Origin of the sequence: Tangfeifania diversioriginum (assembly GCF_900141875.1) — a bacterium.
Lineage (GTDB): Bacteria > Bacteroidota > Bacteroidia > Bacteroidales > Prolixibacteraceae > Tangfeifania > Tangfeifania diversioriginum.
Window position 1 is genome coordinate 1 of the sequence record NZ_FQZE01000036.1, and the last position, 23,961, is coordinate 23,961.

At 41.9% G+C, this 23,961-nt stretch carries 24 protein-coding genes; 5 read left to right on the forward strand and 19 right to left on the reverse strand.

The window, feature by feature from the left end:
• Positions 1-297: 297 nt before the first annotated feature.
• Genes cobO through BUC07_RS17625 form a run of 3 tightly spaced genes read right to left on the reverse strand, consistent with a single transcriptional unit; the run spans position 298 to position 1,746 of the window.
• Positions 298-819: a cob(I)yrinic acid a,c-diamide adenosyltransferase gene (cobO, locus tag BUC07_RS17615; RefSeq protein ID WP_073172808.1), complete on the reverse strand. Its 522-nt coding sequence runs from the start codon at positions 817-819 to the stop codon at positions 298-300.
• A 4-nt stretch (positions 820-823) separates the two neighbouring features.
• Positions 824-1,075: a hypothetical protein gene (locus BUC07_RS17620; protein WP_073172812.1), complete on the reverse strand. Its 252-nt coding sequence runs from the start codon at positions 1,073-1,075 to the stop codon at positions 824-826.
• Between the two features lie 5 nt (positions 1,076-1,080).
• Positions 1,081-1,746, reverse strand: a complete 666-nt coding sequence (locus BUC07_RS17625) for a class I SAM-dependent methyltransferase (RefSeq protein WP_073172816.1) — start codon at positions 1,744-1,746, stop codon at positions 1,081-1,083.
• A gap of 189 nt (positions 1,747-1,935) precedes the next feature.
• On the opposite strand from BUC07_RS17625, the gene BUC07_RS17630 reads away from it, so the two are divergent.
• From BUC07_RS17630 to BUC07_RS17645, 4 genes are all read left to right on the forward strand, one after another.
• Entirely contained in the window at positions 1,936-2,262 is a 327-nt protein-coding gene (locus BUC07_RS17630) for a cupin domain-containing protein (protein WP_073172820.1), read from the forward strand.
• Between the two features lie 19 nt (positions 2,263-2,281).
• Positions 2,282-2,530, forward strand: coding sequence for a YfhL family 4Fe-4S dicluster ferredoxin (locus BUC07_RS17635; RefSeq protein ID WP_073172824.1), 249 nt, complete (start codon positions 2,282-2,284; stop codon positions 2,528-2,530).
• Between the two features lie 64 nt (positions 2,531-2,594).
• Positions 2,595-3,272: a YggS family pyridoxal phosphate-dependent enzyme gene (locus tag BUC07_RS17640; RefSeq protein WP_073172828.1), complete on the forward strand. Its 678-nt coding sequence runs from the start codon at positions 2,595-2,597 to the stop codon at positions 3,270-3,272.
• Positions 3,273-3,381: 109 nt separating this feature from the next.
• Positions 3,382-4,134 (forward strand): ATPase domain-containing protein, encoded by a 753-nt coding sequence (locus tag BUC07_RS17645; RefSeq protein WP_073172831.1) that lies wholly within the window; start codon positions 3,382-3,384, stop codon positions 4,132-4,134.
• A gap of 6 nt (positions 4,135-4,140) precedes the next feature.
• Here BUC07_RS17645 and BUC07_RS17650 read toward each other — a convergent pair whose 3' ends face one another.
• From BUC07_RS17650 to tsaA, 4 genes are all read right to left on the reverse strand, one after another.
• Positions 4,141-5,085 carry a radical SAM protein gene (locus tag BUC07_RS17650; protein ID WP_073172835.1) on the reverse strand — a complete coding sequence of 315 codons (945 nt, stop codon included), beginning with the start codon at positions 5,083-5,085 and terminating at the stop codon, positions 4,141-4,143.
• A 14-nt stretch (positions 5,086-5,099) separates the two neighbouring features.
• Positions 5,100-6,173, reverse strand: coding sequence for a class I fructose-bisphosphate aldolase (locus BUC07_RS17655; protein WP_073172838.1), 1,074 nt, complete (start codon positions 6,171-6,173; stop codon positions 5,100-5,102).
• Positions 6,174-6,222: 49 nt separating this feature from the next.
• Positions 6,223-7,095, reverse strand: coding sequence for a universal stress protein (locus BUC07_RS17660; protein ID WP_083578329.1), 873 nt, complete (start codon positions 7,093-7,095; stop codon positions 6,223-6,225).
• Between the two features lie 316 nt (positions 7,096-7,411).
• Entirely contained in the window at positions 7,412-7,897 is a 486-nt protein-coding gene (gene tsaA, locus BUC07_RS17665; RefSeq protein ID WP_073172844.1) for a tRNA (N6-threonylcarbamoyladenosine(37)-N6)-methyltransferase TrmO, read from the reverse strand.
• A gap of 260 nt (positions 7,898-8,157) precedes the next feature.
• Between tsaA and BUC07_RS17670 the strand changes: the two genes are divergently transcribed.
• Positions 8,158-10,629 carry a TonB-dependent receptor gene (locus tag BUC07_RS17670; protein ID WP_073172847.1) on the forward strand — a complete coding sequence of 824 codons (2,472 nt, stop codon included), beginning with the start codon at positions 8,158-8,160 and terminating at the stop codon, positions 10,627-10,629.
• Between the two features lies 1 nt (position 10,630).
• Here the strand turns inward: BUC07_RS17670 and BUC07_RS17675 are convergent, their stop codons facing one another.
• The 12 genes from BUC07_RS17675 to BUC07_RS21505 form a co-directional block, all read right to left on the reverse strand.
• Complete coding sequence (locus BUC07_RS17675; RefSeq protein ID WP_139279634.1) at positions 10,631-11,053, reverse strand: 3D domain-containing protein; 423 nt, start codon at positions 11,051-11,053, stop codon at positions 10,631-10,633.
• 69 nt (positions 11,054-11,122) lie between these two features.
• Entirely contained in the window at positions 11,123-11,749 is a 627-nt protein-coding gene (locus BUC07_RS17680; protein ID WP_245792729.1) for a DUF3109 family protein, read from the reverse strand.
• A gap of 41 nt (positions 11,750-11,790) precedes the next feature.
• Entirely contained in the window at positions 11,791-13,326 is a 1,536-nt protein-coding gene (gpmI, locus tag BUC07_RS17685; protein WP_073172850.1) for a 2,3-bisphosphoglycerate-independent phosphoglycerate mutase, read from the reverse strand.
• 127 nt (positions 13,327-13,453) lie between these two features.
• Positions 13,454-14,470 (reverse strand): sodium:calcium antiporter, encoded by a 1,017-nt coding sequence (locus tag BUC07_RS17690; protein ID WP_139279635.1) that lies wholly within the window; start codon positions 14,468-14,470, stop codon positions 13,454-13,456.
• Between the two features lie 113 nt (positions 14,471-14,583).
• Positions 14,584-16,710, reverse strand: coding sequence for a peptidylprolyl isomerase (locus BUC07_RS17695; RefSeq protein ID WP_073172856.1), 2,127 nt, complete (start codon positions 16,708-16,710; stop codon positions 14,584-14,586).
• A 277-nt stretch (positions 16,711-16,987) separates the two neighbouring features.
• Complete coding sequence (gene lptC, locus BUC07_RS17705) at positions 16,988-17,668, reverse strand: LPS export ABC transporter periplasmic protein LptC (protein ID WP_073172865.1); 681 nt, start codon at positions 17,666-17,668, stop codon at positions 16,988-16,990.
• A complete protein-coding gene (locus BUC07_RS21000) occupies positions 17,643-19,277 on the reverse strand; it encodes a hypothetical protein (protein WP_073172868.1) in 1,635 nt (544 codons plus the stop codon). Before BUC07_RS21000 ends, lptC begins: the two co-directional genes overlap by 26 nt.
• Before the next feature lie 28 nt (positions 19,278-19,305).
• The gene (locus BUC07_RS17715) at positions 19,306-20,598 is read right to left on the reverse strand and encodes a BamG family beta-barrel-assembly machinery protein (protein ID WP_073172871.1); all 1,293 of its coding nucleotides are present in this window, start codon (positions 20,596-20,598) and stop codon (positions 19,306-19,308) included.
• Entirely contained in the window at positions 20,585-21,316 is a 732-nt protein-coding gene (locus tag BUC07_RS17720; RefSeq protein WP_073172875.1) for a type III pantothenate kinase, read from the reverse strand. The genes BUC07_RS17715 and BUC07_RS17720 overlap by 14 nt, the downstream gene beginning before the upstream one ends.
• A gap of 1 nt (position 21,317) precedes the next feature.
• Positions 21,318-22,160, reverse strand: coding sequence for a carboxylating nicotinate-nucleotide diphosphorylase (nadC, locus tag BUC07_RS17725; RefSeq protein ID WP_073172878.1), 843 nt, complete (start codon positions 22,158-22,160; stop codon positions 21,318-21,320).
• Positions 22,161-22,167: 7 nt separating this feature from the next.
• On the reverse strand, positions 22,168-23,739 hold the full coding sequence (gene nadB / locus BUC07_RS17730; protein ID WP_073172881.1) for an L-aspartate oxidase: 1,572 nt from the start codon (positions 23,737-23,739) through the stop codon (positions 22,168-22,170).
• A 76-nt stretch (positions 23,740-23,815) separates the two neighbouring features.
• Positions 23,816-23,944 carry a cupin domain-containing protein gene (locus tag BUC07_RS21505; protein ID WP_262509506.1) on the reverse strand — a complete coding sequence of 43 codons (129 nt, stop codon included), beginning with the start codon at positions 23,942-23,944 and terminating at the stop codon, positions 23,816-23,818.
• Positions 23,945-23,961 lie beyond the last annotated feature (17 nt).

Sequence of the window (23,961 nt, forward strand, 5' to 3'; positions counted from 1 at the left end):
GAAAAAGCCACTTTTGGAGAGACTGAACTATTCATAAATTTTAAAAATATGAATAAAGTTCAGGTTAATCCCGACTTAGATGAAGTTGAACTTTTTTAAAAAAAGTTTTACTGAATCTTAGTCGTCCCGATAGTCATCGGGAGAGATAGGGATTATTTGTGAATAATCCGGGCTAAAACTCTCTATTCATCATGTTTTGAAAATTGTTTTTTTGAGTTTTGGTGCTTATTTGGAATTTGCTTTTTGCGATTTGATATTTTGCTTATAATCATCGAATAATCTGCGTCTGACCTGACACTAAAATTCAATTCCTTTCCGGGCTTCAACCCCCTTGGTGTAGTAATGTTTTACCTCTTTCATTTCGGTAACCAGGTCGGCCAGTTTAATCAGTTCTTGCGGGGCATAGCGGCCGGTTACCACCACTTCGGTTTTCGGGTTTTTATTTTTCAAAACATCCAGAAATTCATCGATAGAAAAAAGCTGGTAGTAGAGCGCAATGGTGGCTTCATCCAAAACAACCACATCGTATTTTTCTGATTTCAGAATGTCAGCCACTTCTGTTAGCCCTTTTCGCGCAGCCTGAATATCAGCATCAGTAGGCTTTTCCACAATAAAGCAACCCAGCCCGAATTGTTTGATTGTGATACCAGGGACAAACTTTTTTATCGCTTCAATTTCGGAATAGATTTTTCCTTTTACAAACTGCGCGAAAAAAACCTTTTTACCGGCACCCACTGCCCGCAAAGCCAGGCCGAGTGCTGCGGTGGTTTTGCCTTTTCCATTTCCGGTGTAAACGTGAATGTATCCTTTGGATTTCATAGCTTCAGGTTTTGCAGGTTTTGCAGGCGCTGGAAATTTTCAGGATAAAAACGGACGGATATTCTTCTAAGAATGGTTTGAGTTGGCGGTTAAGCAGCTCCATCACATTCTCGTAACTGCCGGTCAGGAGGCTGCTCATCGTCCCGCTTTCAAGGGTGATATTTTTGTTTTCGGCCAGTTTTTCCAAAAAGCTTTCAACAGCCTTTTCATACTCTTTCATTAACGGGTAGTAACCGATTTCAACTGTAATTTCCATGGCTTTTATTTTTGTTTTTGTACTGAGGCCGCAATAAATGCAGGCTCAGCGGTTGATTGTTTTTCAGTTCCGTCCAGCAGTTCAAAATCAGGTGAAAAGTACACCCCTGCCGAAATGCGTGGGTTCCCGAAACGAGTGAATATTTCCTTTATTTCGTTCGGTGTAAAAAAACGCGCATGTTGAAATACAGGGTCGTTATTTTTGTTTTTGCCCGGTTCCGAAAGTGCATTCAGGCAACCCAGCACAAGCGTTCCGCCTGGTTTCAGCACGCGGTCGATTTCGTTTAAAGCTCCTTTCAAATCGTCCACAAACTCGAGCATTGTAATCGAAACAATTCCTGAAAAATGATTGTCGGAGAATGGAAGACGGGTTGCATCGGCATTCAAAAATTCTACATTCTTGAGACTTTTCGAACGGGCAATTTTGAGCATGGCTTCCGAATTATCGACGGCTGTAATTTGAAATTTGGATTCACTGAAAAACTTTGTCCAGTGTCCGGTGCCGCATCCCAGTTCCAGCCAGTTCGTTTTGGATAATTCTTTTAAATGGGCCCAAACAATTTCTTTTTCAATGTTGTCAACAATTTTCCCGGTTTCCGTTTGGTAGTATGCGTCGTATTCCGACGCGACTTCAGGAGTCAGAAAAACATTGCGTGTATTTTTAATTTCCATAAAATGTTAAATGCCAAATTTTTAAAAAGAAAAACTGTTCAGTTAGTTCTTTTTTCTTCTTCCATCAAATTTACAAAACAATCTTTTCTTCAGGTGTGATTTTTATTTGAAATTAATCTAAATAAATCATTGTATTATGAGAATATGTTTATTATATTTATATGTAATTAATTAAAGGAGGGCCGTAAAATGAAAGAAAAAATGAATTTGTACGATGACTCCCATTGGCAGGAAGCTTCGGAATATGGAAGTGGCGCAGAAAAGAAGACTTTGCGTGACGAAAACGGCAAAAAAACGATTTTGCTCAGGTTACCTGAAAATTTTCACATGGCCAATCACACGCATGTGACCACCGAGCAGCATTTTATTCTGGACGGAGAATACAAAAGTGAAGGGAAGGTTTACCATAAGGGAGACTACCAGGTTTTCAGCGCACATGAAAACCACGGGCCTCTCGAATCGGAAAAAGGGGCATTGGTGTTGGTAGTGTGGGATTCGTATCAACCAAAAAATTAAAAAAAGAAGGAGGTATTTTATGGCACTAATGATTACTGATGATTGTATTTCCTGCGGGGCATGTGTAAGTGAATGCCCGAATAATGCCATTTCTGAAGGCGATTTGATTTATGAGATTAATCCGGATCGATGTACCGAGTGTGTTGGTTTTTTTGATGAGCCGCAATGTGTTGAGGTTTGTCCGGTTGATGCCATTATTCCCGATTCTGATCACAGCGAGAATCACGATGAATTGCTCGCAAAAAAGAAGCAGCTCCACGGCGAGTGATTCGATTAAGGTTATTGGTAATGATTCCGTTAACATAGTGCGAAATCGGTTAAAAATTGAATAAATGGATGAATTGGCTTTGGATGCCATTCGGAAGAATGTGACCGGAATTCTGCAAAATTTGCCTCCGGAGGTGATGCTTGTTGCTGCGGCAAAAACAAGAACAGCAGAAGAAGTAAAAGCCGCCATACAAGCCGGTATTCAAATAGTTGGCTACAATTATGTACAGGAAGCCGAACACCTGAGGCAAACCATCGATGAACCGGTAAAATGGCACATGATTGGGCACTTGCAGCGCAACAAGGTAAAAAAAGCCGTACAGCTTTTTGATATGATTGAAACCATCGATTCAGTCAGGCTTGCCAAAGAGGTGAATAAGCAATGTACCAAATTGGAAAAAACGATGCCTGTGCTCATTGAAATCAACAGTGGGAAGGAATCAAACAAAACCGGTGTATTGCCTGAAAATGTCATGGCTCTTATTCAACAAATTAATAATTTGAGTAACCTGCAAATATTGGGTTTGATGACCATGGGGCCGCGTTTTGGAAACCCGGAAGATGCGAGACCGTATTTTAAAACCACAAAAGCACTGTTCGAACAAATTAAAAAGCTTGAAATTCCCCGTGTTGAAATGCGTTACCTTTCGATGGGCATGAGTAACAGTTACCAAATTGCAATAGATGAGGGTGCAAATATGGTACGAATAGGAACCAAATTATTTGGCACGAGAAATCCTTAAAAATGGGTCAAAGTCGTCCGGAAGAAGCAGGAGGAAAGCAAAAGCTGCCCTGGATAACATACCGGATTTTTTTGAAAGTTATATTCAAAACTTATCAGAGCACTTAATTATGAAGAAATTAAAAACCAATATCCCCTGGCTCGAAGAACTTTTACCCGAAGGAATGCAGGTTCCCTCATCAACTTTAATCAGCGGTCCGGGAGGCACCGGAAAACCGCTGGTTGAATTTGCTTTTGTCGATGCATGGTTAAAAGCCGGCGGTTCCTTAATCGGGGTTCCGTTGCAATATCCGTCAGGCGAAATGGTGCGTATTGCCATGAATAAACTTTATGGAACAGATTTGAAAAACTATAATGGGAAAATCGCATATATTCAGTTTGAGCCTTTTACAAACCGGAGTATAATTGTCAATGATGATACGGTCAGGGCAAATCTTTTAAACCCTGAAATATGGGACGAAGCGATCGAAAAAGCCGAAAGTTTGGTCGATAAAACCGATTTGGGAACTATGGTTTTCGGTTCGGCGCTGAACCTGTTGTTATTTTCCAATACATTTAAAAAGAGCATTTTGGAAAAATTGAAAAATATCCTGCAAAATGATAAAAGCCGGACGTATGCTTTTGCAGTGAGTACCAGTGCGATGGCCGATGAGATTAAAACGCTGGAAGAAGTGGCAGACAACCTTATGTTTACCCGCATGGAAAAGCCGATGAAACTTTTTTTGAAAATTGAGCGGATGAAGGGTGTTGAATTCTCAAATGAAGAAAAGGAAGTTCCTATTTCGGCTGAATTACTTAAAGAGATAAATGAAATTGCAGAAGCTACACGCAAGACAAGGATTCCGGAGATTAGGAAAATTTAGGGAAACTCACCTGGTAAATTTTCTCAGGTAATATGAATGACCGCTGTATTGAACTTTCTCAACCAAGTTTTCCTGCAAAAGCACCTCAAGTGAATTTTTATTGCCGTCTGTTTTATCCAGCAACTCCAAAACTGCATCTTCGCGCATGGGATGCACCGCTGTGATGCTTAACAGATCGTCCCTGAAATTTCCGGCAGAAGCAAAAGCGTTGCCTTCGTAGCCCGTTAACAATTCAACATTTTTAATGTATTCCTTGAAAATATGGTAAGCGGTATTCACGGTGCCTTCGTCCGATGGTTCAACTTTTTTAAACGCAGGCGGCCGTGTGGGTATTGCAATGTAGGCTACATCAGGTTTAAAACCTTGTATAACCCGGGCAGTGTTTTTTAATTCCTCAGGTGAATCGTTTACTCCTTTTACCAGCATGGTTTCTGTAACCATTTTCCCGGAGAAATAATTTCTGAAAACACGTATTCCTTCTTTTATTCTTTGAAGGTCGAGTTGCTTATGCGGGATATTTATTTTTTTCCAGGTTTCAGGGGAAAAAGAATCGGCCTTAAAAGAAACAAAATCGGCTTTGAGCAGTTCGTTTTGCACTTCCGGCTGATCGATTAACGAAGCATTGGTAATAACTGCAAGAGGAACACCCAACATTTTGAGCTTCTCAATTAAAACCCCAAGATTGATGTCCAGCGTTGGTTCTCCATCCGGTACGATGGTGATGTAATCAGGGTAATCCTTTTCATTTTGAATGTGGTTTAACAACTCTTTTACTTCACCGGCCAGGTCGTCGGGCTTATAAAATTCCTGCCGGTTAATCTGCATTTTAATCGCTTTTCCCACCTGGCAGTAAATGCAGGAATAGGTGCAAATTTTATAAGGAATATTATTTACCCCCAGGCTTTTCCCCAACCTGCGTGAAGGTACCGGTCCAAAAACTCGTCGTTCCATGCTACTTTTATTTTTCAGGCTACCGTAATTTCTTTATGCAGGTAAATATCCTGAATGAGATTTAATAATTTGATCCCCTCTTTCATGGGTCGCTGAAATGCTTTTCTTCCTGAAATAAGTCCTGTGCCACCAGCACGTTTATTGATGACAGCCGTGCGAACAGCCAGTGAAAAGTCATCGGCTCCTGATGAGGCTCCACCGGAATTGATTAACCCGATTTTTCCCATGTAACAGTTGGCCACCTGGTAGCGGCAAAGGTCAATCGGATGATCCGAAGTTAGTTTTTTGTACATATCGGGGTGGGTTTTACCAAACTTGAGGGCGGTAAAACCTCCGTTGGTCTCGGGTAACTTTTGTTTAATCAGGTCGGCTTTAATGGTAACGCCCAGATGATTGGCCTGACCGGTAAGATCGGCGGCAGTATGATAATCCTGTTCTTTGGTTTTAAAATTGTTGTTGCGCGTATAACACCATAAAACCGTCGCCATTCCCAGTTCGTGGGCCCGCTCAAAAGCTTCTGCCACTTCAACAATCTGGCGGTTCGATTCCTGCGAACCAAAATAGATGGTAGCTCCCACGGCTGTTGCTCCAAGGTTCCAGGCTTCCTCCACGCTTCCAAACATTATTTGGTCGTATTTATTGGGATAGGTTAACAGTTCGTTGTGATTTATTTTCACAATAAAAGGAATTTTATGCGCATATTTTCGGGCATGCAATGACAGTCCGCCAAACGTTGTTACCACCCCGTTGCATCCGCCTTCAATAGCCAGTTTAATAATGTTTTCCGGATCAAAATAATCAGGATTTGGTGCAAACGAGCTGCCGGCGGTGTGTTCGATTCCCTGATCGACCGGTAAAACAGACAAATAACCGGTGCCCGAAAGCCGCCCGTGTTGATAAAGTGAAGACAAACTTTTTAATACCTGCACATTCCTGTCTGAAATACCGAAAACCTCATCCATTGCCGAGGGGCCAGGAAGGGTTAATCTCTCTTTGGAAATGCAGGTGGCTTTGTAGTTTAACAAATTTTCTGCTTTACTACCTAAATATTTTTCAATCTGTTCCATACTGTTTATTGAATTTTCCATCTTACAAGATTTTAATATTTGTTATTCTTTCAAATCATTTCAGGTCAAATTACAACTGCAAAACAAATTCGTCAGGGATAGCCGGAATGTAGTTGTTAACCGTAAACACAGGTGCTTTGCAACGATGAACAAGTTCCGAAACAAATTTGCCAATACGGGTATTATTAAGGTTCGATTCCTGGTGAGTACGTATTATTACCATATCCGGATTTTCTTTACGAATAAAGGTAAGAATAACCTGGTGTTTTTCTTGTTCATGAGCATTAAGTATTTGCACTTCACATTCAACATCCCTTTTTGAGAGCAAGGTTTTTATTTTCTCTGAATTCCTGTAAACCAGGCTCTTTTTGATGTCAAGATTTAGCGTCAGGGCTGAAACGATAATGATTTTCGCTCCATACTTTTTAGCAAAATAAGTGGCCCACAACAATTTCTTTCTTGTGGATTGTGTAACATCAACCGGGACAACTATTTTTTTTATCTCTTTTACAGGATAGTTTTCATGAAGAGTCATTACCGGACAGTATGAATAGTTGATTAGTTTATCGATTTCACGAGGGCTTAATGAGGAACCCGAATTGCTTTTATCAACTATCATAAACTCATATCCTCCTTTATCCGATTGCCTGATTAAAAGCGGAAGTCGTTTGCCCGTTTTTACCCGGAATGAAAAATGTTCCAGTGCTTTAGCCGGCAAAGCACTTTTGGTGAATTCCCGAAGTTTTTCAGGAGTAATATTTCCATTAAATTGGTTTTTATCAGGATTAAAAATTTTTTTCAAAAGCGCTGGTTTTTCGTTAATACCGCAAATAAATACCCGCATTCCCAATGTTTGCTGAAAAAATAATATTTGATGCATAAAAAGTTTCCCATCCTCGCCAGGTGAAACATATGCCATAATATTATTTGATCTGTAAACCATTTTGTCTTCCTTTTGCTGCTTTTTTATATACGGTATTTCATCACTTATAGTTTACAAATGTTCGCATTGAGTTTATTTTTCAATTTTTTAAGGTTGAGTGATGTTTTGATTTTTAGATAATTATAAAAACTAATATAGCTGAACGAGATGTATAAATATCTTAATTTTTATTTGAATTGCAATATGAATTTAGTCTAAATAAGCTGTTGTGTTTTGAGAATTTGGTTAAAATGAAAACTATAAATCAGAATTCGGGAAAATTGCGTGATAAATTCTATGTGTGTAGACTGGTTGGGCAAATGAGAAGACTAACTCCTTATTTTGAAAACCGTCCGTCATCTTTTGAATCAGGGAGTTTATTCAGATTTTTTTTCAGCCAGCCGGTCCGCACTTTTTCTTTTGAATCAAATTCGGGCACATAGGGTTTAATGTCAAGCAGCGGTGTCCCGTCAACAATGTCAATTCCCTGAATATATAATTTATTTCCTTCGATTTTAATCAGGCGTGTAACCGACAACCCAATGGGATTTGGCCGGGCTGGCCCTCGAATGGCAAAAATACCATGCAAAATATCATCCATAAAAGGTTTAGCAACCAATGGGGACTCTTTCGATAAATGAAAATGGTAGATCAAAATAATGTGTGAAAAGCCTTCCAGGTCTTTCAACCCGTCGGCATACTCGGGAAATATCTCAACCACAGCTTCTGCCTTTTTACCGGCTGTTGGCTGAATCGGGGTCCCCTTAGGCTTTTTGAACGCGGTATGAATAATTCCGATTGGTTTATATTCAATTTTCTCCATAATGAAATAGTTTTCAAATGCTTAAAAGTAAAAAAATATATTGCAATATTATATGTGTTTAATGATTTGCATGGGGACTTTAACGCCAGGTGAAGTGCCTTTTAAGGAATCGGCTTTTTGACAATATCATTCATTTAACTAAGGTGCATTTTTCATTTTAACTGCATTAACAACTCATTAACAATTTTTATTTTAAACCATTAAAATACCTTTTTGTCTTAATAGGGTCATGAATATTGCTAAAACAGGAAACATAAAAAATGAAAAAATTAATAGCACTCACATTTATTATATTTAGCTTGTCCTTTATAACAAAAGCTGAAAATGATGATCCTCCTCCCGGAACCGATGACGACAGAAGGTCTTCACGCATCAGTGGTGTGGTTATTCACGAAGAAACAAATGACCCGCTGGAGTTTGCAAATATTGCAGTTTACAGTAAAACCGATTCGTCCCTTGTTTCGGGTGGCATCACCAACGAAAATGGCGAGTTTGAAATTTCAGACCTTGATCAGGGGGAGTTTTATCTTGAAGCTCAATTTATCGGTTTCGAGAAGTCGAAAGTAACCGAAATTGTAATTGACGAGAATAATAAATCGGTTGATCTGGGGCGAATTGAAGTAAGGCCATCGTCGGTGGCAATAGGCGACGTGGATGTTGTGGCCGATAAAGCTCCTGTAGAATTTAAGCTCGATAAGAAAGTGGTGAATGTAAGCCAGGACATCAGTGCCATTGGCGGTACCGCAGTGGATGTGCTGGAAAATACTCCTTCCGTTCAGGTTGATATCGAAGGCAATGTCTCCGTAAGAGGATCTTCAAATTTCACGGTGCTTATCGACGGCCGTCCGAGTGTGTTGAGCGGGAGTGAAGCGCTGCGGCAAATCCCTTCTTCGGCTATCGAAAGCATTGAAATTATTACCAACCCGTCGGCTAAATACGAACCTGACGGGATGGCCGGAATTATTAACCTGGTCATGAAAAAGAATTCGATGAACGGGTTTAGCGGAATTGTAAATGCATCGGTTGGCACAGGCGATAAATACCGCGGCGATTTTACGCTGAACTACCGCACCGAAAAAATGCGGCTTTTTGTTGGTGCCGACTGGCGCGATGAAAACCGCTACGGCGAGATGACTTCCATTCGCGAAACCTATTTGGCCGATACCACTTCGTTTTTGGAAATGAATGGGGCAAGTGACCGGATAAGGCGTGGGCACAATTTTAAATCAGGAATAGAGTGGTTCATGTCTGATAAAACCACACTCTCTCTATCCGGAGAGTTGGGAAAATCTGTTGGTGTCAGAACTGGCGATGGCGATACTTATGCATATACTGAGCCGGCTTCGGAAGAGGTGTTTTCAGTAACCGAAGAGACTTCTACCCGCGAAAATGATTTTCACAGTGTCAACCTGAATTTTCAGCATAATTTTAATACGGAAGGGCACAAGTTGGAAGCCATGGCTTTTTATTCGGGTGAAAAAGGTGACGATGAAGAAAAAGAAGATGAAATCCTCGCCGACTCAAACTACCAGAAAACAGATGAATACCTCGACCGGGTTTTTTCGCTTGAAACGGAAGAAGAAAACGAATTCAGATTGAAAGCGGATTACACTTATCCGTTTAGTGAAAACGGCAGGTTTGAAGCGGGGATGTTAAGCCGCATGGACAAAGAAACCGAGGGACTTTCTTTTAAAAGTTTTGACCAGGAAACCGATAGCTGGATTGAGAACGAGGAATTCAGCAGTACCACCGATTTCCGGCGCGATATTCACGCGCTGTATTCAACTTTTAGCAATAGCCTGGGTAACCTGCAATATATGCTCGGGCTTCGGGGAGAGTACACCATCCGCGAAATTCTGAACACCAATGCAACTGAAGCATCGGAATTAAACCGGTTCGATTTGTTTCCCACGCTACACTTGTCATACAACATTAAGGAAACCAACGAACTGATGGCCAGTTACAGCCGGCGTATCGACCGCCCGGGAGGACGAAGCCTCGACCCCAATCCGTCGTATTACAACCGCTACACCATTCGTTTTGGTAATCCCGACCTCGAACCCGAATATACCGATTCCTATGAGTTGGGGGCGTTAAAAAGATTTGGCCGCTCGTACATTGCACTCGATGCCTTTCACCGGGTGACCAACAATAAAATTGAGGGTTACCAGGAGATGGGAGATGATGGTATTTTTTATCTCTATACCGACAATTTCAACAAAGATTATTCTACCGGGCTGGAAATTTCGGGAAACATAAATTTTACCGAATGGCTTTTGGTAAATGCAAGTGTTTCGATGTTTAAATACCGGATTACAGGTGATTTGAATGGCGAAGATATCGACAGGGAAAGCAACAACTGGAACAGCCGGATGAATACCACCCTGAAATTTGCCTCCAATTCCAGAATGCAGATAAACGCCTATTACCGGGGACCTTCCGTTTCGGTTCAGGGCGAGTCCGAATCCATGTTCTTCACTAATGTTTCTTACCGTCACGAGTTTTTCGACCGGAAATTATCGGCCACGCTCAGTGTTCGCGATCCATTGGGAACAGCACGGTTCAAACGCATATCGTACAGCGATGATTTTAGAAATTCGTTTGAATGGAAGCGCGAACCAAGGGTAGTAATGCTAACTTTAAGCTACCGGATCAACAATTTCAAATCGGATGAAAGAGGTGACCGCAACGGTGGCGGCGGAATGGACTTTGGTGGTGGCGGTGAGTACTAAGCTACTCTTGTTTTTCCACCTCCCATTTAATCGTAACTTTTTTAGTGCCCCATTCCCGCGCGCGGTCCCTGTTGACTCCCATGTAAATATCGATTTTTTGCTTCCATCGACTGTGCATTTTATCGAGAACTCGGTATTTCCCGGGGAGCTCTTTAATTTCAACAAGCTGGTTGTGTGTGAGTCCCTGTTCTATTAAATCGCGCGAAACGGCAATGGCTTTCATTCCCGGCTTTAGTGTATCGCCCCATGCACCGATTTCAGCATGGTCGCGGTGGGTTTGAGCGGGAAGTGTGTTAAAAGCTGAAGCTGTCACAGTCATCTCCCTGGTTTCGGTTTCTTTGCAATCAGTAACCATTACCAGGAAAGAAATAATTGCAAGAAAAACCGGCATGCTATTTTTTATTTTTGATTGAACTCCGCTCATTATTATTCCCCCATTTTATTTATTTAACGGGAGAACGGGCCGGAAGTTCGGATTTTTTAGGGATGATGGTTAATCCTGTTTTTCTTCAAGGTAACCAGCTGCTATCTTCAATTCCTTGTACCAGTTTTCGCCATATTTGCGGATGAGTGGTTCTTTCAGGAATTTATAAAGCGGAACCTGCAGTGCTTCTCCGCAGGCCACTCCGGGTTTGCAAATGTCCAGCTCTTCGTAATTAACGGCGTCGAAACGCTTGTATTCGGTAATCCTGATGGGGAAAAGATGACACGACACCGGCTTGCGGAAAGTAATTTCTCCTTCAAAAAAAGCTTTTTCAATGCCGCATTTCAAAATGCCTTTTTCATCGTAAAAAGTATAGGCACACTGTTTTTTATTGACGAGCGGTGTAACTAAATCGCCATCGTCGTCAATCATTGAAAAGCCTTGGTCTTCTATTACTTCTTGATGTTTTTCAGGAAGATATTTTTTGAATTTGGGATAATCCCGCTCAATAATTTTAGCTTCTTCCTGTGTTAATGGTGCACCCGAATCGCCTTCCACGCAGCAGGCTCCTTTACATTTCAGCAGGTCGCATACGAATTTTTTTTCAAAAACATCGCGGCTGATTATGGTGCGTCCGATTTCTATCATGGTGGAATCAAAAACAGTCATTCCTGCAAAAGCCGGGATCTCCTTCAATTATTAAGAGACTCCCGCTTTCGCGGGAATGACATTTGAAACTATTTACTTATCAAATTCTTGCCGGTCATTTCTTTCGGTATTTCCAGTCCCATGTCGGCAAGCAGTGTCGGTGCAACGTCGGCCAGAATCCCGTTTTCCAGTTTTACGTTGGTTTTGTCGTTGCTTACAAAAATACAGGGCACCGGATTCAGTGAGTGGGCCGTGTTTTCCGAACCGTCGGGGTTTACGGCATTGTCGGCATTTCCGTGGTCGGCAATAATAAGTACATCGTAATCGCCTTCAAGCGCTGCTTCCACCACTTCTTTGGCACACTGGTCAACTGCTTCAACAGCTTTGTAAATGGCTTCATAAACGCCGGTGTGGCCAACCATATCGCCATTGGCAAAATTGAGGCAAACGAAATCGGCTTCCTTGTTTTTCAGTTTCTGCACAATGGCATCCTTCACTTTTGGTGCCGACATCTCGGGCTGCAAATCGTAAGTTGGCACCCTTGGCGACTGAATCATGATGCGTTCTTCTCCATCGAATGGTTCTTCGCGCCCCCCGCTGAAAAAGAACGTTACGTGTGCATATTTTTCCGTTTCGGCAATTCTTATCTGATTCAGTCCGGCTTTTGAAACGATTTCACCCATGGTATTTACCACATTTTCCTTGTCGAAAATAACATTGATGTTTTTAAAATCGGTTTTGTAGTTGGTCATGGTGTACCATTTCAAATCCATGGTTTTCATGCCGTAATCGGGCAAGTCTTCCTGGGTGAAAGCGATGGTTGTCTGGCGCAGTCGGTCGGTACGGAAGTTAAAACAAATTACCACGTCGCCTTCTTCGATGGTTGCAAGTGGTTCGTTGTTTTCATCCACCATCACAATTGGTTTCATAAATTCGTCGGTCACCTCGTTGTCGTAAGATTTCTGAACTGCTTTCAGAATATCAGTTGATTTTTCGCCTTTCCCCTGAGTGTACAGGTCGTAGGCCAGTTTCATCCGGTCCCAGTTTTTATCGCGGTCCATACCGTAGTAGCGGCCAATGAGCGAAGCAAATTTTGCATTGGTGGGTTTCAGTGCTTCCAAATCATTTTTTATGAACCCGTAACCCGAGCGGGGATCGGTGTCGCGACCGTCAGTCAATCCGTGGATGAAAATATCTTCCAACCCCATGTCGGTAGCTATTTGCGCCAGTGCTACCATGTGCGAGCTGAGTGCATGCACTCCGCCGGGGCCAATCAGCCCGATGAGGTGAACTTTTTTATTGTTTTCTTTTGCGTAGTTGTATGCTTCAACAATTTGTGGATTTTCCCAAAGTGATTTATCTTTTATGGCTTTCGAAATTTTTACCATATCCTGGTAAAGCACCCGGCCTGCACCAATATTGAGGTGTCCCACTTCGGAGTTGCCCATTTGTCCGTCGGGTAATCCAACATTTTCGCCCGAAGCCAGTAGTTGAGAGTGCGGGTATTTTTCGAGCAGAGAATCCATGAATGGAGTGGGAGCCTGAGAAACTATATCGCGTTCAGAACCATCGCCAATTCCCCATCCGTCAAGGATCATTAAAATTGTTTTCTTTATATCAGCCATATCATTTTATTTTAATTGTTTTTAATTCGAACAGACAAAAGTATCTTTTTTTGAATCAATTATGAAATATCTGTCAGTTTGCTGAAAGTGATTTAACAAATTCTTGATCGGCCGGGAAGTTTTCAAATTAAGTGTAAAAAAACAAGATGATGTTTCCGGTAAAGTATATGATTATTATTGCCAGGCTTTCCCAGCCAATTTTCCCAAAACCTTCTTTTTCCCTGTAAAGTAGTCCCATAATAAGAACGCTGGTCATCAGCATAGTCATTGCCATGATAAAAACCTGGCTTTGTGTAATTGCATGCAAAATACTACCGTTGAAATAAGCCATATCAGCAAATGCAATAAAAAGAACATCGAATGAATTTCCGCCAATGATATTGCTGATTGATAGCGTTAATGCGCCTCGTTTAACGGCAGATACAGAAACAATCAGTTCAGGGAAGGAAGTGGCAACAGCAGTAAATAAAACCCCTACAATACTTTCTGACAGGCCTGTGTTTGCTGCAATGGCAATTCCGGTTTTTGCAATTGTGAATCCTGCAATTCCCACTACAATTGCTGAAAGAGCAAACTTAAGAATTACACTTTTCAGGTTAAGTTTTATGTTTTCCTTGTCGGGTAAATCACTAACCGTTGCCCTTGTGATTCTTGGGCTCCACATAGGCCAGTCCTTGGCTTTCGCAATCATTTTGCTTCCCACAATATAACCGCCGATAATCAGGAATGATGCAGGATGAATATGAAATACCAAAAGTTCAGGGCCTGTCATCCCAAGTAATACAAATGCCAGCAAGCCAACCAGCAGGACTCCTTGCATCAGACTGGTAATTGAAGCAGCAGCATGTTCGAGGTTAGTTTTCCGGTAGGTGATATCGGCAATTGAGAGGAAAAGTGTTTGTGCTGCAATGCCACCAATGGCATTACTCACGGCAAGCTCAGGATGCCCATTGTAGGCGGCCACTACAGAAGTTACTATTCCTGGCAGAGAAGTTACTCCACCGAGGAACACCGCGCCAAATATCGCCTCTCCCAATCCGGTCAGGTCAGCTAACTGGTCGGCTGTTTTTGTAAGATAAGTACCAACTACAGCCACCAACAGGGCAGAAATAACAAATAACGGAATGGCAACTGATAATTCCATAGTCAGCAAATTTATCTTATTTTCTTTTCAGAAATAGAATTTTTCAGTGCTGAAAATAAAAAAAGCTGCCTTTTGCCGGGCAGCTTTTCCTGAATAATATCTATTCTGAACTATTAATAAAATTTTGCTCGCTGGTCTTCAATTTCCGCTATTTCGCGATGGGCGTTGTAGGCTTCTGACTGAGCCCTGAACGTTAAATTCTGAGCCAGCTGCATTTGTTCACTTTCAACATCCTGGTTGGTTCCTTCGGTAACAGAGGTTACCTGAACGATGTAAACACCACTATTTCCTGTAACTGGTTTTGAAATCTGATCGGCATCGAGCGTTGTTGCAGTTCCGATAACGGCAGGTTCCATTCCAACACCCGGAATCTGTACCGAGTTGAAATTAATATTACTTGCGCTTTCCACAGTAGCATCGAGTTCGCTTGCAATGGCAGCCAAATCGGTTTTCCCTTCCATGGCAGCACTCGCTTTTTCTTTTAAAAATTCGGCTTTCTTTTCTCTCATAACCGCCAGTTCAACACGGTCTCTTACACTTTCGAAGTCGGCAATTCCCTCTTCGGTTGCAGAAGCAAGTGTGGCAATTACAAAGTTATCACCCAAATCGAAAATTGTGGATCCCTGAGTATCCTGAAGTAGCTTTCCTTCTTTTGATTCGTAGGCGGCTCTAACAAGCGGGCGGGCGTTTTCAAGTCCGGCGATATTCCTGTCGTTTTCTCTTACGGAGGCTGCTCTTTTGTTTAAATCGTTTTCTTCTACCGCAGCGTCAAACTCAACTTTGTTTGTGACTTCGCCGGCAAACTCGCTGGCCCGGGCATAAACATTTTGGTAAGTCTGGGTACTTGGCACAACATTTCTTACAAGGTATGCTACCTGCACCTGGCGTGATAAATCTCCGCGACCGGTTGTTTGAATAACATGAATTCCGAACTGCGAAGGAACAACTGTCACTTCGTTAATATCGTTATTGAAGGCTGCTTCCTCAAATGGTTCAACCATTTGTCCTCTTCCAAACCATCCCAGTTCACCACCCTGAATTGCTGAACCCTGATCGGCTGAATATTCCTGAGCCAGTTCACCAAAGTCGCTTCCGTTTTCGATAGCTGTTTTCAAACTGTCAGCCAGTTCTTGTTGCGAGAGAAGTTCTTCCTGGGTGTTCACCTGCAAAAGAATGTGCCTTGCTTCAACAGAATCGGGCATCATTTCCGAAGCATGAAGTTTGGCCAGTTTGTAGGCTTCGTCTTCGAAATAAGGGCCGAAAATGTCACCCACTTCAGCATCTCCTTCAAAAATCCAGGTTGCAATATCGGCAGGTAATTCGTTTTGTTTGTACCAGGTATTGTCAAAGCTTACGTCGGAATTTGAATTTACAAATGCAACGTTATCTTCAGCCGAAGCAAAATCAGAAACAGCGTCGGTTACCCATTGTTGTGCATCCTCATAGTCGGCATCCGACGGGGTAACCGGGAATGTAATGTATTCAATATTGCGGTTTTTTTCCTGACGGTAATTTTCCTGATTTGCGTTGTAGTAATCTTTCAGGTCCTTTTCAGCAACTACCACCTGGCTGTCGGCTACTGTGTTTCGCGACAAGGCAATGTAGTCAAAACTAACCTGCTTGTTTTTTGCTTCGAGGCTATTTTGTGCCTCTTCGGTGGTAACAAAAAGTCCTTTGCCTACCAGGTTATTGTATTTGGTTTGAATGCGCTGTTCTACAATCTGGTCTTCGAGGTACAACCAGTACTCACGCTGTTCGGGTGCAACTGCACCAGATTCGAGATTTTGAAGGAAGCGGATTACCGCGCTTCGGTCAACCTGCCCGGTATTTGGGTTTTGAAACAGTTGCTGAACAATGGGGTGAAGATTGGTGCCCTGCAGCATATCAAAAAGTTCTTCTGAGCTGACTGCTACTCCCAGGTTTTCATACACGTCGTCCATAATAATTCTGCGAACGTTGTTTTGCCATGCCTGTTCGCGAACCTGAACCCAGGTGCTTTCATCCAACTGACTTTCCTGGGTGTTCATTCTGTATATTTCACCTAATTCTTCTACTTGTTGCTGAAATTCAGGGTATTGAATTGATTGTCCTTCTACTTCACCAATTTCGAGCCTGTCGCCCTGAAAAAGAGAGCTTCCTCCCTGGAACATGTCTCCAAGGATGAATGCTGCAAGCGAAATACCAATTACGATTGCAACCAATAATCCTGCCCTTGTCCTAATTGTTTGTAACGTTGCCATTGATTTACAGTTCTTTTATTGCAGATTTTACTTTTATTTTTTCGAGCTACGAAGATAACAATTTTCGAAAGAAACCATGAATATTTATTTTTTTTTGAGGAACAACCTTTTGGGTGGCGTAGTGCTTTGATTAACAATTGTTTATTTGGATGTTTGCCGGCGGGGGATCTTGTTGCAACTTTTCAGCTTTTCAATATTATAATTAAAAAGAGCAAATGTGTAGATTGAAGCAGATGGGATTTTAAAAAATGAAGAAGAAGTAGAAGAAGGGAAAGTTTCAATTTTGGAACTGAAGCGTCCCGGGTTCAGGAGTAATTTTCTGTTTTTCTTCCGGCTGCACCGTAGTTGAGTCGGCAGGTGTTTGTTCATTTTCGTTTACTTCAACAAAAATAGTTCCTTTGGGATTTTTAATTTTCCAGTTTTCCATTGCCTGATCAGATTCAAAGCCAATGCCGGTAATTATTTGGTCGGGACGAATGATTTTCACATATTCATCTGAATATATTTTTTCGTTTTTTTCTTCCCAAATAAGGTGTTCAGTTTTTAGGGTGTCGCCATCTAAATTGGTAGCAATCACATTATTTTTGGCTTCCCATTTATCTTCTTTTTCGTATTGTTTTGCATAATCGGCTGTTATGCTCGAAACAACATTTTGGGCAGAATCGTACCTGATTAATTCAATTCCTTCAGGGAATTCCACAAAAGGATCCCCGTCGGTTTCGAATCGAAGAAGTTTTGGCGCAAACAGGTAAAAGCGAACTTTACCGCTGTCGGTAAAAAGTGTTTCAAAATTTGTGGCTTCCTGCTGAGGGAGGTTTTCGGGTGCCGAGAAAGCCTGGATTTTTTCGATGTTGTTTTTCTCGCACCCAAAGAAAAGAAATGCAGCCCCTGCAAGAAGAGCTGCAATTCCTTTAAATCTTACTATTTTGCTTTTAAAACCTTGCTGTTGTTGTTTCATTAATCCAGCCTCCAACTTTATAACTGTCTCCTTCCTGAACATCCCTGAAGAATGCTTCTTCTTTGTTCGGGAAATATTTCCGGTAGGTGGACACTTTTTGCGATGCATCAATTGCGCAGTCTTGCCCAGCCCTGCGGGCGCGCTCGAAATAATCGACAGCTAACCAGAAAACACTTGCTTTATCAAAGGCATCGTCGCCAAATGAGTTGCTGGCTGATACGTAAATGTCACCGATAAGCATTAAGGCTTCACAATAATCGGAGTTGATGTCCAGTGCTTTGCGTGCATAACTGCGTGCTTCCGACAGCGCGTTTTCTTTGGCAAATATGAAATAGGCATATTCGTAATAATATTTTGCCAGCAGGTCGTCATCGGTTTCCTGATCCATGGCTTCCTGGTAGTATTTTTTCGCCCTTTCGGTTTCGTCTCTTTGTACGTACCGGCGTGCCATGTTAAATGCTGCCTCAGCCGACGGTTCCAGTTCATAGAGCCTTTCGGTTGCCTGGGCAAACAACTGGCTTTCGTCGCAGTTGGCATCTCCAAGGCGGCGGAGCATGCTTTTTATAAATTCAGCATCTTCTTTATTTTCTTCGTATTGTGGCTGGAAAATACTAATGAGTGCTTCGCAGTCGGCAGCTCCTGAAGAACCAAATATTTCTTCAATGTATGCCTGAACTTTTGTAATATCTTCCAGTTTCTTGTCTTCTTCGGCTTCTGATTTTATGGTATTGAGCAGGTTGTTGCATTTATCGAAATTTCTTACAACCGTTTCTTTTGGAATTTCGCCCAGCTTGAATAACGATCGCGTGGTTTGCATCATTAAAACAAATATGGGCAATTCTGTTTCTGTTTGTTGTTCTTCAATTGACTGGTTGAGCCATTCGTACCCTTTTTTCATGGTTTCCTTGAGTGCCTCACCTTCTGGCGGAGTGTCAGTATTTAGCTTATAGTCAAGGAAGTCTGTTGCTTTCCGGCCCAGTACATAACCCTTTTCACCAAAATACTTGACTCGCTTGTCGTAAATTTTCATCAGCTGATCAATGTATTTTTCCCTCTCTTCGGGTGTTTCGGCATTCTCGATGAAATGGTCATAAATTTTGGCTCCCTGGATATAAACGTTTTTTATTGATTTCGGGTATTTATTGAATACTGTTTTCCAGTGCGGCAATGCGGATTCGTAATTTTCTTGTTTATAATATTCGTTGTACAGCGAATACGTATTCATGAAATCCCTGTCCTGTTCGTTAATGAGTTCCTCGGCGGTTTTTAAAACTACCTCTCCGGTTTCTTCCTCTTCGTCACCCGAAGGAATTTCCCCGCTCCAGGCAAAGTCGAAAACATTACCTTGTTTATCATCGATGTCCAGCTTTTTGGTGTCGTTGATATAAGTAAATTTTATCCATTTCGATTTTTCATGGGCTTCCAATTCGTACTGTCCGTCGAAGCCTGTCAGCATAGTTCCACCTCTGTGTACTTCTACTGTAATTCCTGCGGCAGGTTCACCGTCGCGGTAAACTGTGCCTTTAACAACTCTTTGTGCCTGCAATGTAGTTGCGGCAGAGAATGCAACTGCGGTAATTAAGAGTGCTATGCGAAAAAAAGCTTTCATAGTTTTATTTTAATTTTTGTTTTTAATTTTAATCAAATCTCCGTTGTATAAACCACAAGTCATATAAATTTACGCTTAAATTAACTTTTGCATAATTTTCAAGAACTAAATTGTGTTGTTTCGTTCCTCTTTTTCCTAATTCAGCTGAAATATTTATGGTTGAATTGGAACGATATACTGGTAATCCTACTCCAAAACTTATGCCAAAATCGTTAATTTGTTGATTATTAAGCATGAGGTACGATTTTTCGTATTTAACCCCAGCGCGGTATGCAATTCTGTTCAAATAACTTCTTATTGAAAAACGGTCGGGAATCCATTCGGCTCCGAGCGCAAATTTATCTAAATCTGTTAAAACCGGATCAACTGAACCGAAAAATTTTGCTTTCGACCACGCCTGGTGGTAATAGTCGAAGTTGACTTCGAGGCTGTTTTCTCTGACATACGAAACTCCGAATCCGTAACTTAGCGGCAGTTGAATGGTGCTTTCATCTTCACTTTGAAAATTTAACGTATCCTGGTCGGTGTTGGTGCTTGTACCAATTGTATAGGTTAAATATTTGCTGCTTAGGTCGGAATAGAAGCCGGTTAATTTAGGCTGGGTTTCGAGAACAGCCGCTAAAACAAGGTGCTGTTCCTCCTTTAAAGGAATGGTGGCCTGTGCTCCAAAATTCAGGTTGAAATCGCGCATTCTGACAGCTTCGTATTTCTGTATGTTGTAAAAATCGCGTTCATCAAGGAAATTCACCTCCGCATTGCGGTTTAAGGTACCAAACATGTAGTTGAAATTGGCGCCCACCGATACATTTTTAATGGGTTCTACAGCCACCCCCAAGTAAGCTTTTGAGAGTGAACCTTCACCAAAATAGGAGTAGAGCACATTGCCTGCATTTTCAACATTTTCGGCTACCTGTACATTGTATCCAACATCGGAGTATGGGGTGAGCCCTAAACTGGTTGCCAGCCAGTTGGTAATCTGGAAATTCATTGCAAAGTACCTGAAATTGATATCGTTAGCCTCCATTTCGTTTATGTCGTTGCTGTACCTCGAGAATTTGCCATATACTCCAAATTCAAATAAAAACGAGAGGGAATCGACAGATGTATAGGATGCCGGATTTGAGGTATTTATTTGCTGGTTGTTTCTGCTTGCAAGCGATGCACCTCCCATCGCTGTTGTTCGTCCGAAACTGTATGGCTGCAAGTCGCCCAACCCAAAACGCGAGTATGGCGACGTTGTATTATTATTAAATTGTGCAAACAAAAAAACCGGAAATAAAAGTAACCCGGTCAGTAAACTTACGCTTCTAAATCTCCCCATTATATTCTAATATGTGGTTTAACCCTAAGGCTGTTAAATTGAAATGTACAAAGAAAGAATTTTTTAATTTCAAATCAAAAAAATTGGCATCTCCACCGGTAATAATAACGTTTAAATTTTTATAAAATTCCTTAAAAGAATCAATGACTCTATCAGCTTCATGTACAATGCCGTGCTGAACTCCTGCCCTGATTGCTTCTTCGGTGGTTCGGCCAAAGAGATTAGTGAAGTCAGATTGCCGGACTAATGGAAGTTTTCCGGTGAACTGGTGCAATGCTTTAAAGCGCATTTCCAGTCCGGGGGAAATATTACCGCCCAGGTACTGCCCTTTGTCGTTAATGAAATCGTAGGTAATTGCCGTTCCGGCATCAATAACCAGAATGTTGGAATTGGGGTAGGCCTTAAATGCGCCAACCACTGCGGCTATCCTGTCTTTGCCAAGTGTCTCTTTTGTTTGGTAGCAGTTTTCAATAGGCAAAGGTGTATTGGCATCCAGTTCAATAAATGTTTCAAAATTTTGCTGAAGAGCGGTTTTCAAATCCTGCGGAACATCCCTGACGGCAGAAATAATCGCCTTGTTCAGCGAAGGATGTTCATTTTTCAGGCGATTGATGTCTTCAGTTCGCAATACATCCAACGGGACTGTAATTGCCATTTCGCCCCTGTTGAATAGCGATATTTTGGTTCGTGTATTCCCGATGTCAATTACAAGGTTCATTTCAGTCAATAATTCGTTGGCTGATATCCAGTGCCCGTACCGAATGGGTAAGTGCACCAATTGAAATGTAATTTACTCCTGTTGAGGCTACTTTTCTTATGCGTTTCAGTGTCATATTTCCCGATGCTTCAATTTTTGCCCTTCGGTTTATGAGGACAACGGCTTCTTTCATCATTTTAGAACTCATGTTATCGAGCATAATGATATCCACATCGGCATCGAGTGCTTCCTGTACCTGTTCCAGATTAGTTGTTTCCACTTCAATTTTTATGCTTTTGGGGATTTTAGTCCGAATATCTTCCACGGCTTCTTTTATGCCACCTGCCACCTGAATGTGGTTATCTTTAATCATAACCATATCGTAAAGTCCGTATCGGTGGTTGGAACCACCGCCCATTTTTACGGCATATTTGTCGAGGTGCCGGTAGCCGGGTAAAGTTTTGCGGGTGTCCAGTATTTCAACGTTTTCTCCCTCAACTTCCTTCATGCATATATCGGCAAAAGTTGCAATTCCCGAAAGCCGCTGTAAAAAATTCAATGCTTTCCGTTCGCCGGTTAAAAGTGCCCGGTAGTTACCCCTGAATTCTACCAAAATATCGCCCGGGTTAACTTTGCTCCCGTCGGGAATTTTTACATTCCATTCAATATCCTTATCAAATTTTTTGAAAACCATTTCGGCAACGGGCAGCCCGGCTATTATTCCTTCGGCTTTGGCTACCAGAACAGCTGTTTTACAAGTCTCGGGGGCAACAAGGTTGTTGGTGGTAATGTCGCCGTCGCCAATATCCTCGGTAATGGCAAGATCAATCAACACTTCGGCTGATTTTAATGTTTTTTCGTCCATCTTATTTTTAATTTCTTACAGGTTCAAACTGAATGTTATTATCCTTTTGCTGAATAATATGGGTTTTTAAATCCGGATTTTCTTTTGGAAAATCACTTCGGATATGTCCACCTCTGCTTTCTTCTCTTTTCAAAGCGGCTGTTGCGATCAGCCGGCAAATGGTGGCGCTGTTGAGTATCTTCATTAAATTGTATTCGTTGTTAAAATTGGTAAATTCACGGGCAATAGCTGTAAATTTATCAATGGCTTTTTCAAGGTCTTCTGCGTTCCTGATAATCCCAAGGTTTTTCGACATGGAAGTTGCAATTTCATTTTTGTACGACAGGAACGTGCCTTCATTTTGCATATCAAGTTTCATTGGCTTAATTTCAGGCAAATCTTTACCGGATTTGCTGAGTTTGGCTGCCGTGTCGCTGGCGCGTTTACCAAAAACCAGGCATTCTAGCAACGAATTGCTGGCCAGTCTGTTGGCGCCCATGACACCTGTTGAAGCTGCTTCGCCACACGCGAATAGTCCTTTGATGTTGGTTTCGCCGTTTAGGTTGGTTCTAATTCCTCCAACCATGTAATGTGCTGCAGGCGCAACAGGAAGCAAATCTTTGGTGAGGTCGAATCCCATTTCTTTTAAGTGCTTGTAAATATTTGAGAAACGGGACTTTATTTTTTCTGCGTCGAGGTGTTTCAGCGAAAGATTAATATAGTCGCTGCCCGAATCGTTTATCTTTTTGAAAATATTGTAGGCAACCACATCGCGCGGTGCCAGTTCGGCCAGCGGATGTATGTCCTTCATGAACCGTTTCCCGTCCTGGTCGAGCAACCAGGCTCCCTCGCCCCGTACAGCTTCACTGATGAGATAGGCCTCTTTCCCTGGGACATACAACGCCGAGGGGTGAAACTGGATAAATTCAATATCGGCAATTCGTGCCCCGGCTTCCCAGGCAAGTGCAATACCGTCGCCGGTAGCCGTATGCGGGTTGGTTGAGCGCTCAAAAACACGCGAAAGTCCGCCTGTGGCAAGAATTACAGCTTTTGTTTTTATGATGATGTTTTCGCCGGTTTTAAAATCAATGGCCTGAACACCAATTATCTGGTCGTCGTTTTTCAAAAGTTTTACAACCGTGGTAAATTCAAAGGGTGTAATTGAGGGTTGCTTTTTTACCTTATCGAGAAAAAAGCAGGTGAGCTCCTTACCGGTAGCATCGCCGCCGGCATGCAAAATGCGACGTTTGTTGTGCCCTCCTTCAAGTCCTAAAACGAATTCACCGTTTTGTTTATCGAACGGCATTCCCATTTCAATTAAACCGAGAACTCTTTCTTTTCCTTCATTTACTAAAATGTTAACCGCATCTTTATCGCAAAGTCCCCGTCCAGCCAAAATCGTATCTTCAAGGTGTTGATCGGGCGAGTCTTCGCTGTTAATTGCCGCGGCAATACCTCCCTGTGCGTAATAAGAGTTGCTGGTATCGAGTTCCGATTTTGTAACAATTGCTACAGAGCCGTAACCCGCAGAATAGTATGCAGCAGTAAGACCTGCCAACCCACTCCCGATTATAACTGTGTCAAATTCAAAAAATTGCATGAAATTTGTTTCTCGTAAATGCGCGGCAAAGTTACTATTTCTTTCAGGTAAATTCGCTTTTTTTCAAAACCTTTTTTTATCCGGGTAAATAGTCGGGCCGAGGAGGAGCGAAAAGTTCCAGAACAACAGCGTATTCAGGAATTTCAACTTCATGCTCCATGTTCTCCGGAATGCCCCAGGCATCTCCGGGTGCTGCAAAATACAATTATCTGAAATTACATT

What these genes read in the sequence shown, in the direction of transcription:
- nadC (WP_073172878.1), bottom strand. Translation starts at nt 22,160, where the DNA reads ATGGACGAAAAAACATTAAAATCAGCCGAAGTGTTGATTGATCTTGCC.
- BUC07_RS17670 (WP_073172847.1), top strand. Translation starts at nt 8,158, where the DNA reads ATGAAAAAATTAATAGCACTCACATTTATTATATTTAGCTTGTCCTTT.
- BUC07_RS17695 (WP_073172856.1), bottom strand. Translation starts at nt 16,710, where the DNA reads ATGGCAACGTTACAAACAATTAGGACAAGGGCAGGATTATTGGTTGCA.
- BUC07_RS17650 (WP_073172835.1), bottom strand. Translation starts at nt 5,085, where the DNA reads ATGGAACGACGAGTTTTTGGACCGGTACCTTCACGCAGGTTGGGGAAA.
- BUC07_RS17715 (WP_073172871.1), bottom strand. Translation starts at nt 20,598, where the DNA reads ATGGGGAGATTTAGAAGCGTAAGTTTACTGACCGGGTTACTTTTATTT.
- BUC07_RS17640 (WP_073172828.1), top strand. Translation starts at nt 2,595, where the DNA reads ATGGATGAATTGGCTTTGGATGCCATTCGGAAGAATGTGACCGGAATT.
- BUC07_RS17690 (WP_139279635.1), bottom strand. Translation starts at nt 14,470, where the DNA reads ATGGAATTATCAGTTGCCATTCCGTTATTTGTTATTTCTGCCCTGTTG.
- lptC (WP_073172865.1), bottom strand. Translation starts at nt 17,668, where the DNA reads ATGAAACAACAACAGCAAGGTTTTAAAAGCAAAATAGTAAGATTTAAA.
- BUC07_RS17675 (WP_139279634.1), bottom strand. Translation starts at nt 11,053, where the DNA reads ATGAGCGGAGTTCAATCAAAAATAAAAAATAGCATGCCGGTTTTTCTT.
- nadB (WP_073172881.1), bottom strand. Translation starts at nt 23,739, where the DNA reads ATGCAATTTTTTGAATTTGACACAGTTATAATCGGGAGTGGGTTGGCA.
- cobO (WP_073172808.1), bottom strand. Translation starts at nt 819, where the DNA reads ATGAAATCCAAAGGATACATTCACGTTTACACCGGAAATGGAAAAGGC.
- BUC07_RS17635 (WP_073172824.1), top strand. Translation starts at nt 2,282, where the DNA reads ATGGCACTAATGATTACTGATGATTGTATTTCCTGCGGGGCATGTGTA.
- gpmI (WP_073172850.1), bottom strand. Translation starts at nt 13,326, where the DNA reads ATGGCTGATATAAAGAAAACAATTTTAATGATCCTTGACGGATGGGGA.
- BUC07_RS17660 (WP_083578329.1), bottom strand. Translation starts at nt 7,095, where the DNA reads ATGGTTTACAGATCAAATAATATTATGGCATATGTTTCACCTGGCGAG.
- BUC07_RS17720 (WP_073172875.1), bottom strand. Translation starts at nt 21,316, where the DNA reads ATGAACCTTGTAATTGACATCGGGAATACACGAACCAAAATATCGCTA.
- BUC07_RS17620 (WP_073172812.1), bottom strand. Translation starts at nt 1,075, where the DNA reads ATGGAAATTACAGTTGAAATCGGTTACTACCCGTTAATGAAAGAGTAT.
- BUC07_RS17655 (WP_073172838.1), bottom strand. Translation starts at nt 6,173, where the DNA reads ATGGAAAATTCAATAAACAGTATGGAACAGATTGAAAAATATTTAGGT.
- tsaA (WP_073172844.1), bottom strand. Translation starts at nt 7,897, where the DNA reads ATGGAGAAAATTGAATATAAACCAATCGGAATTATTCATACCGCGTTC.
- BUC07_RS21000 (WP_073172868.1), bottom strand. Translation starts at nt 19,277, where the DNA reads ATGAAAGCTTTTTTTCGCATAGCACTCTTAATTACCGCAGTTGCATTC.
- BUC07_RS17645 (WP_073172831.1), top strand. Translation starts at nt 3,382, where the DNA reads ATGAAGAAATTAAAAACCAATATCCCCTGGCTCGAAGAACTTTTACCC.
- BUC07_RS17630 (WP_073172820.1), top strand. Translation starts at nt 1,936, where the DNA reads ATGAAAGAAAAAATGAATTTGTACGATGACTCCCATTGGCAGGAAGCT.
- BUC07_RS17625 (WP_073172816.1), bottom strand. Translation starts at nt 1,746, where the DNA reads ATGGAAATTAAAAATACACGCAATGTTTTTCTGACTCCTGAAGTCGCG.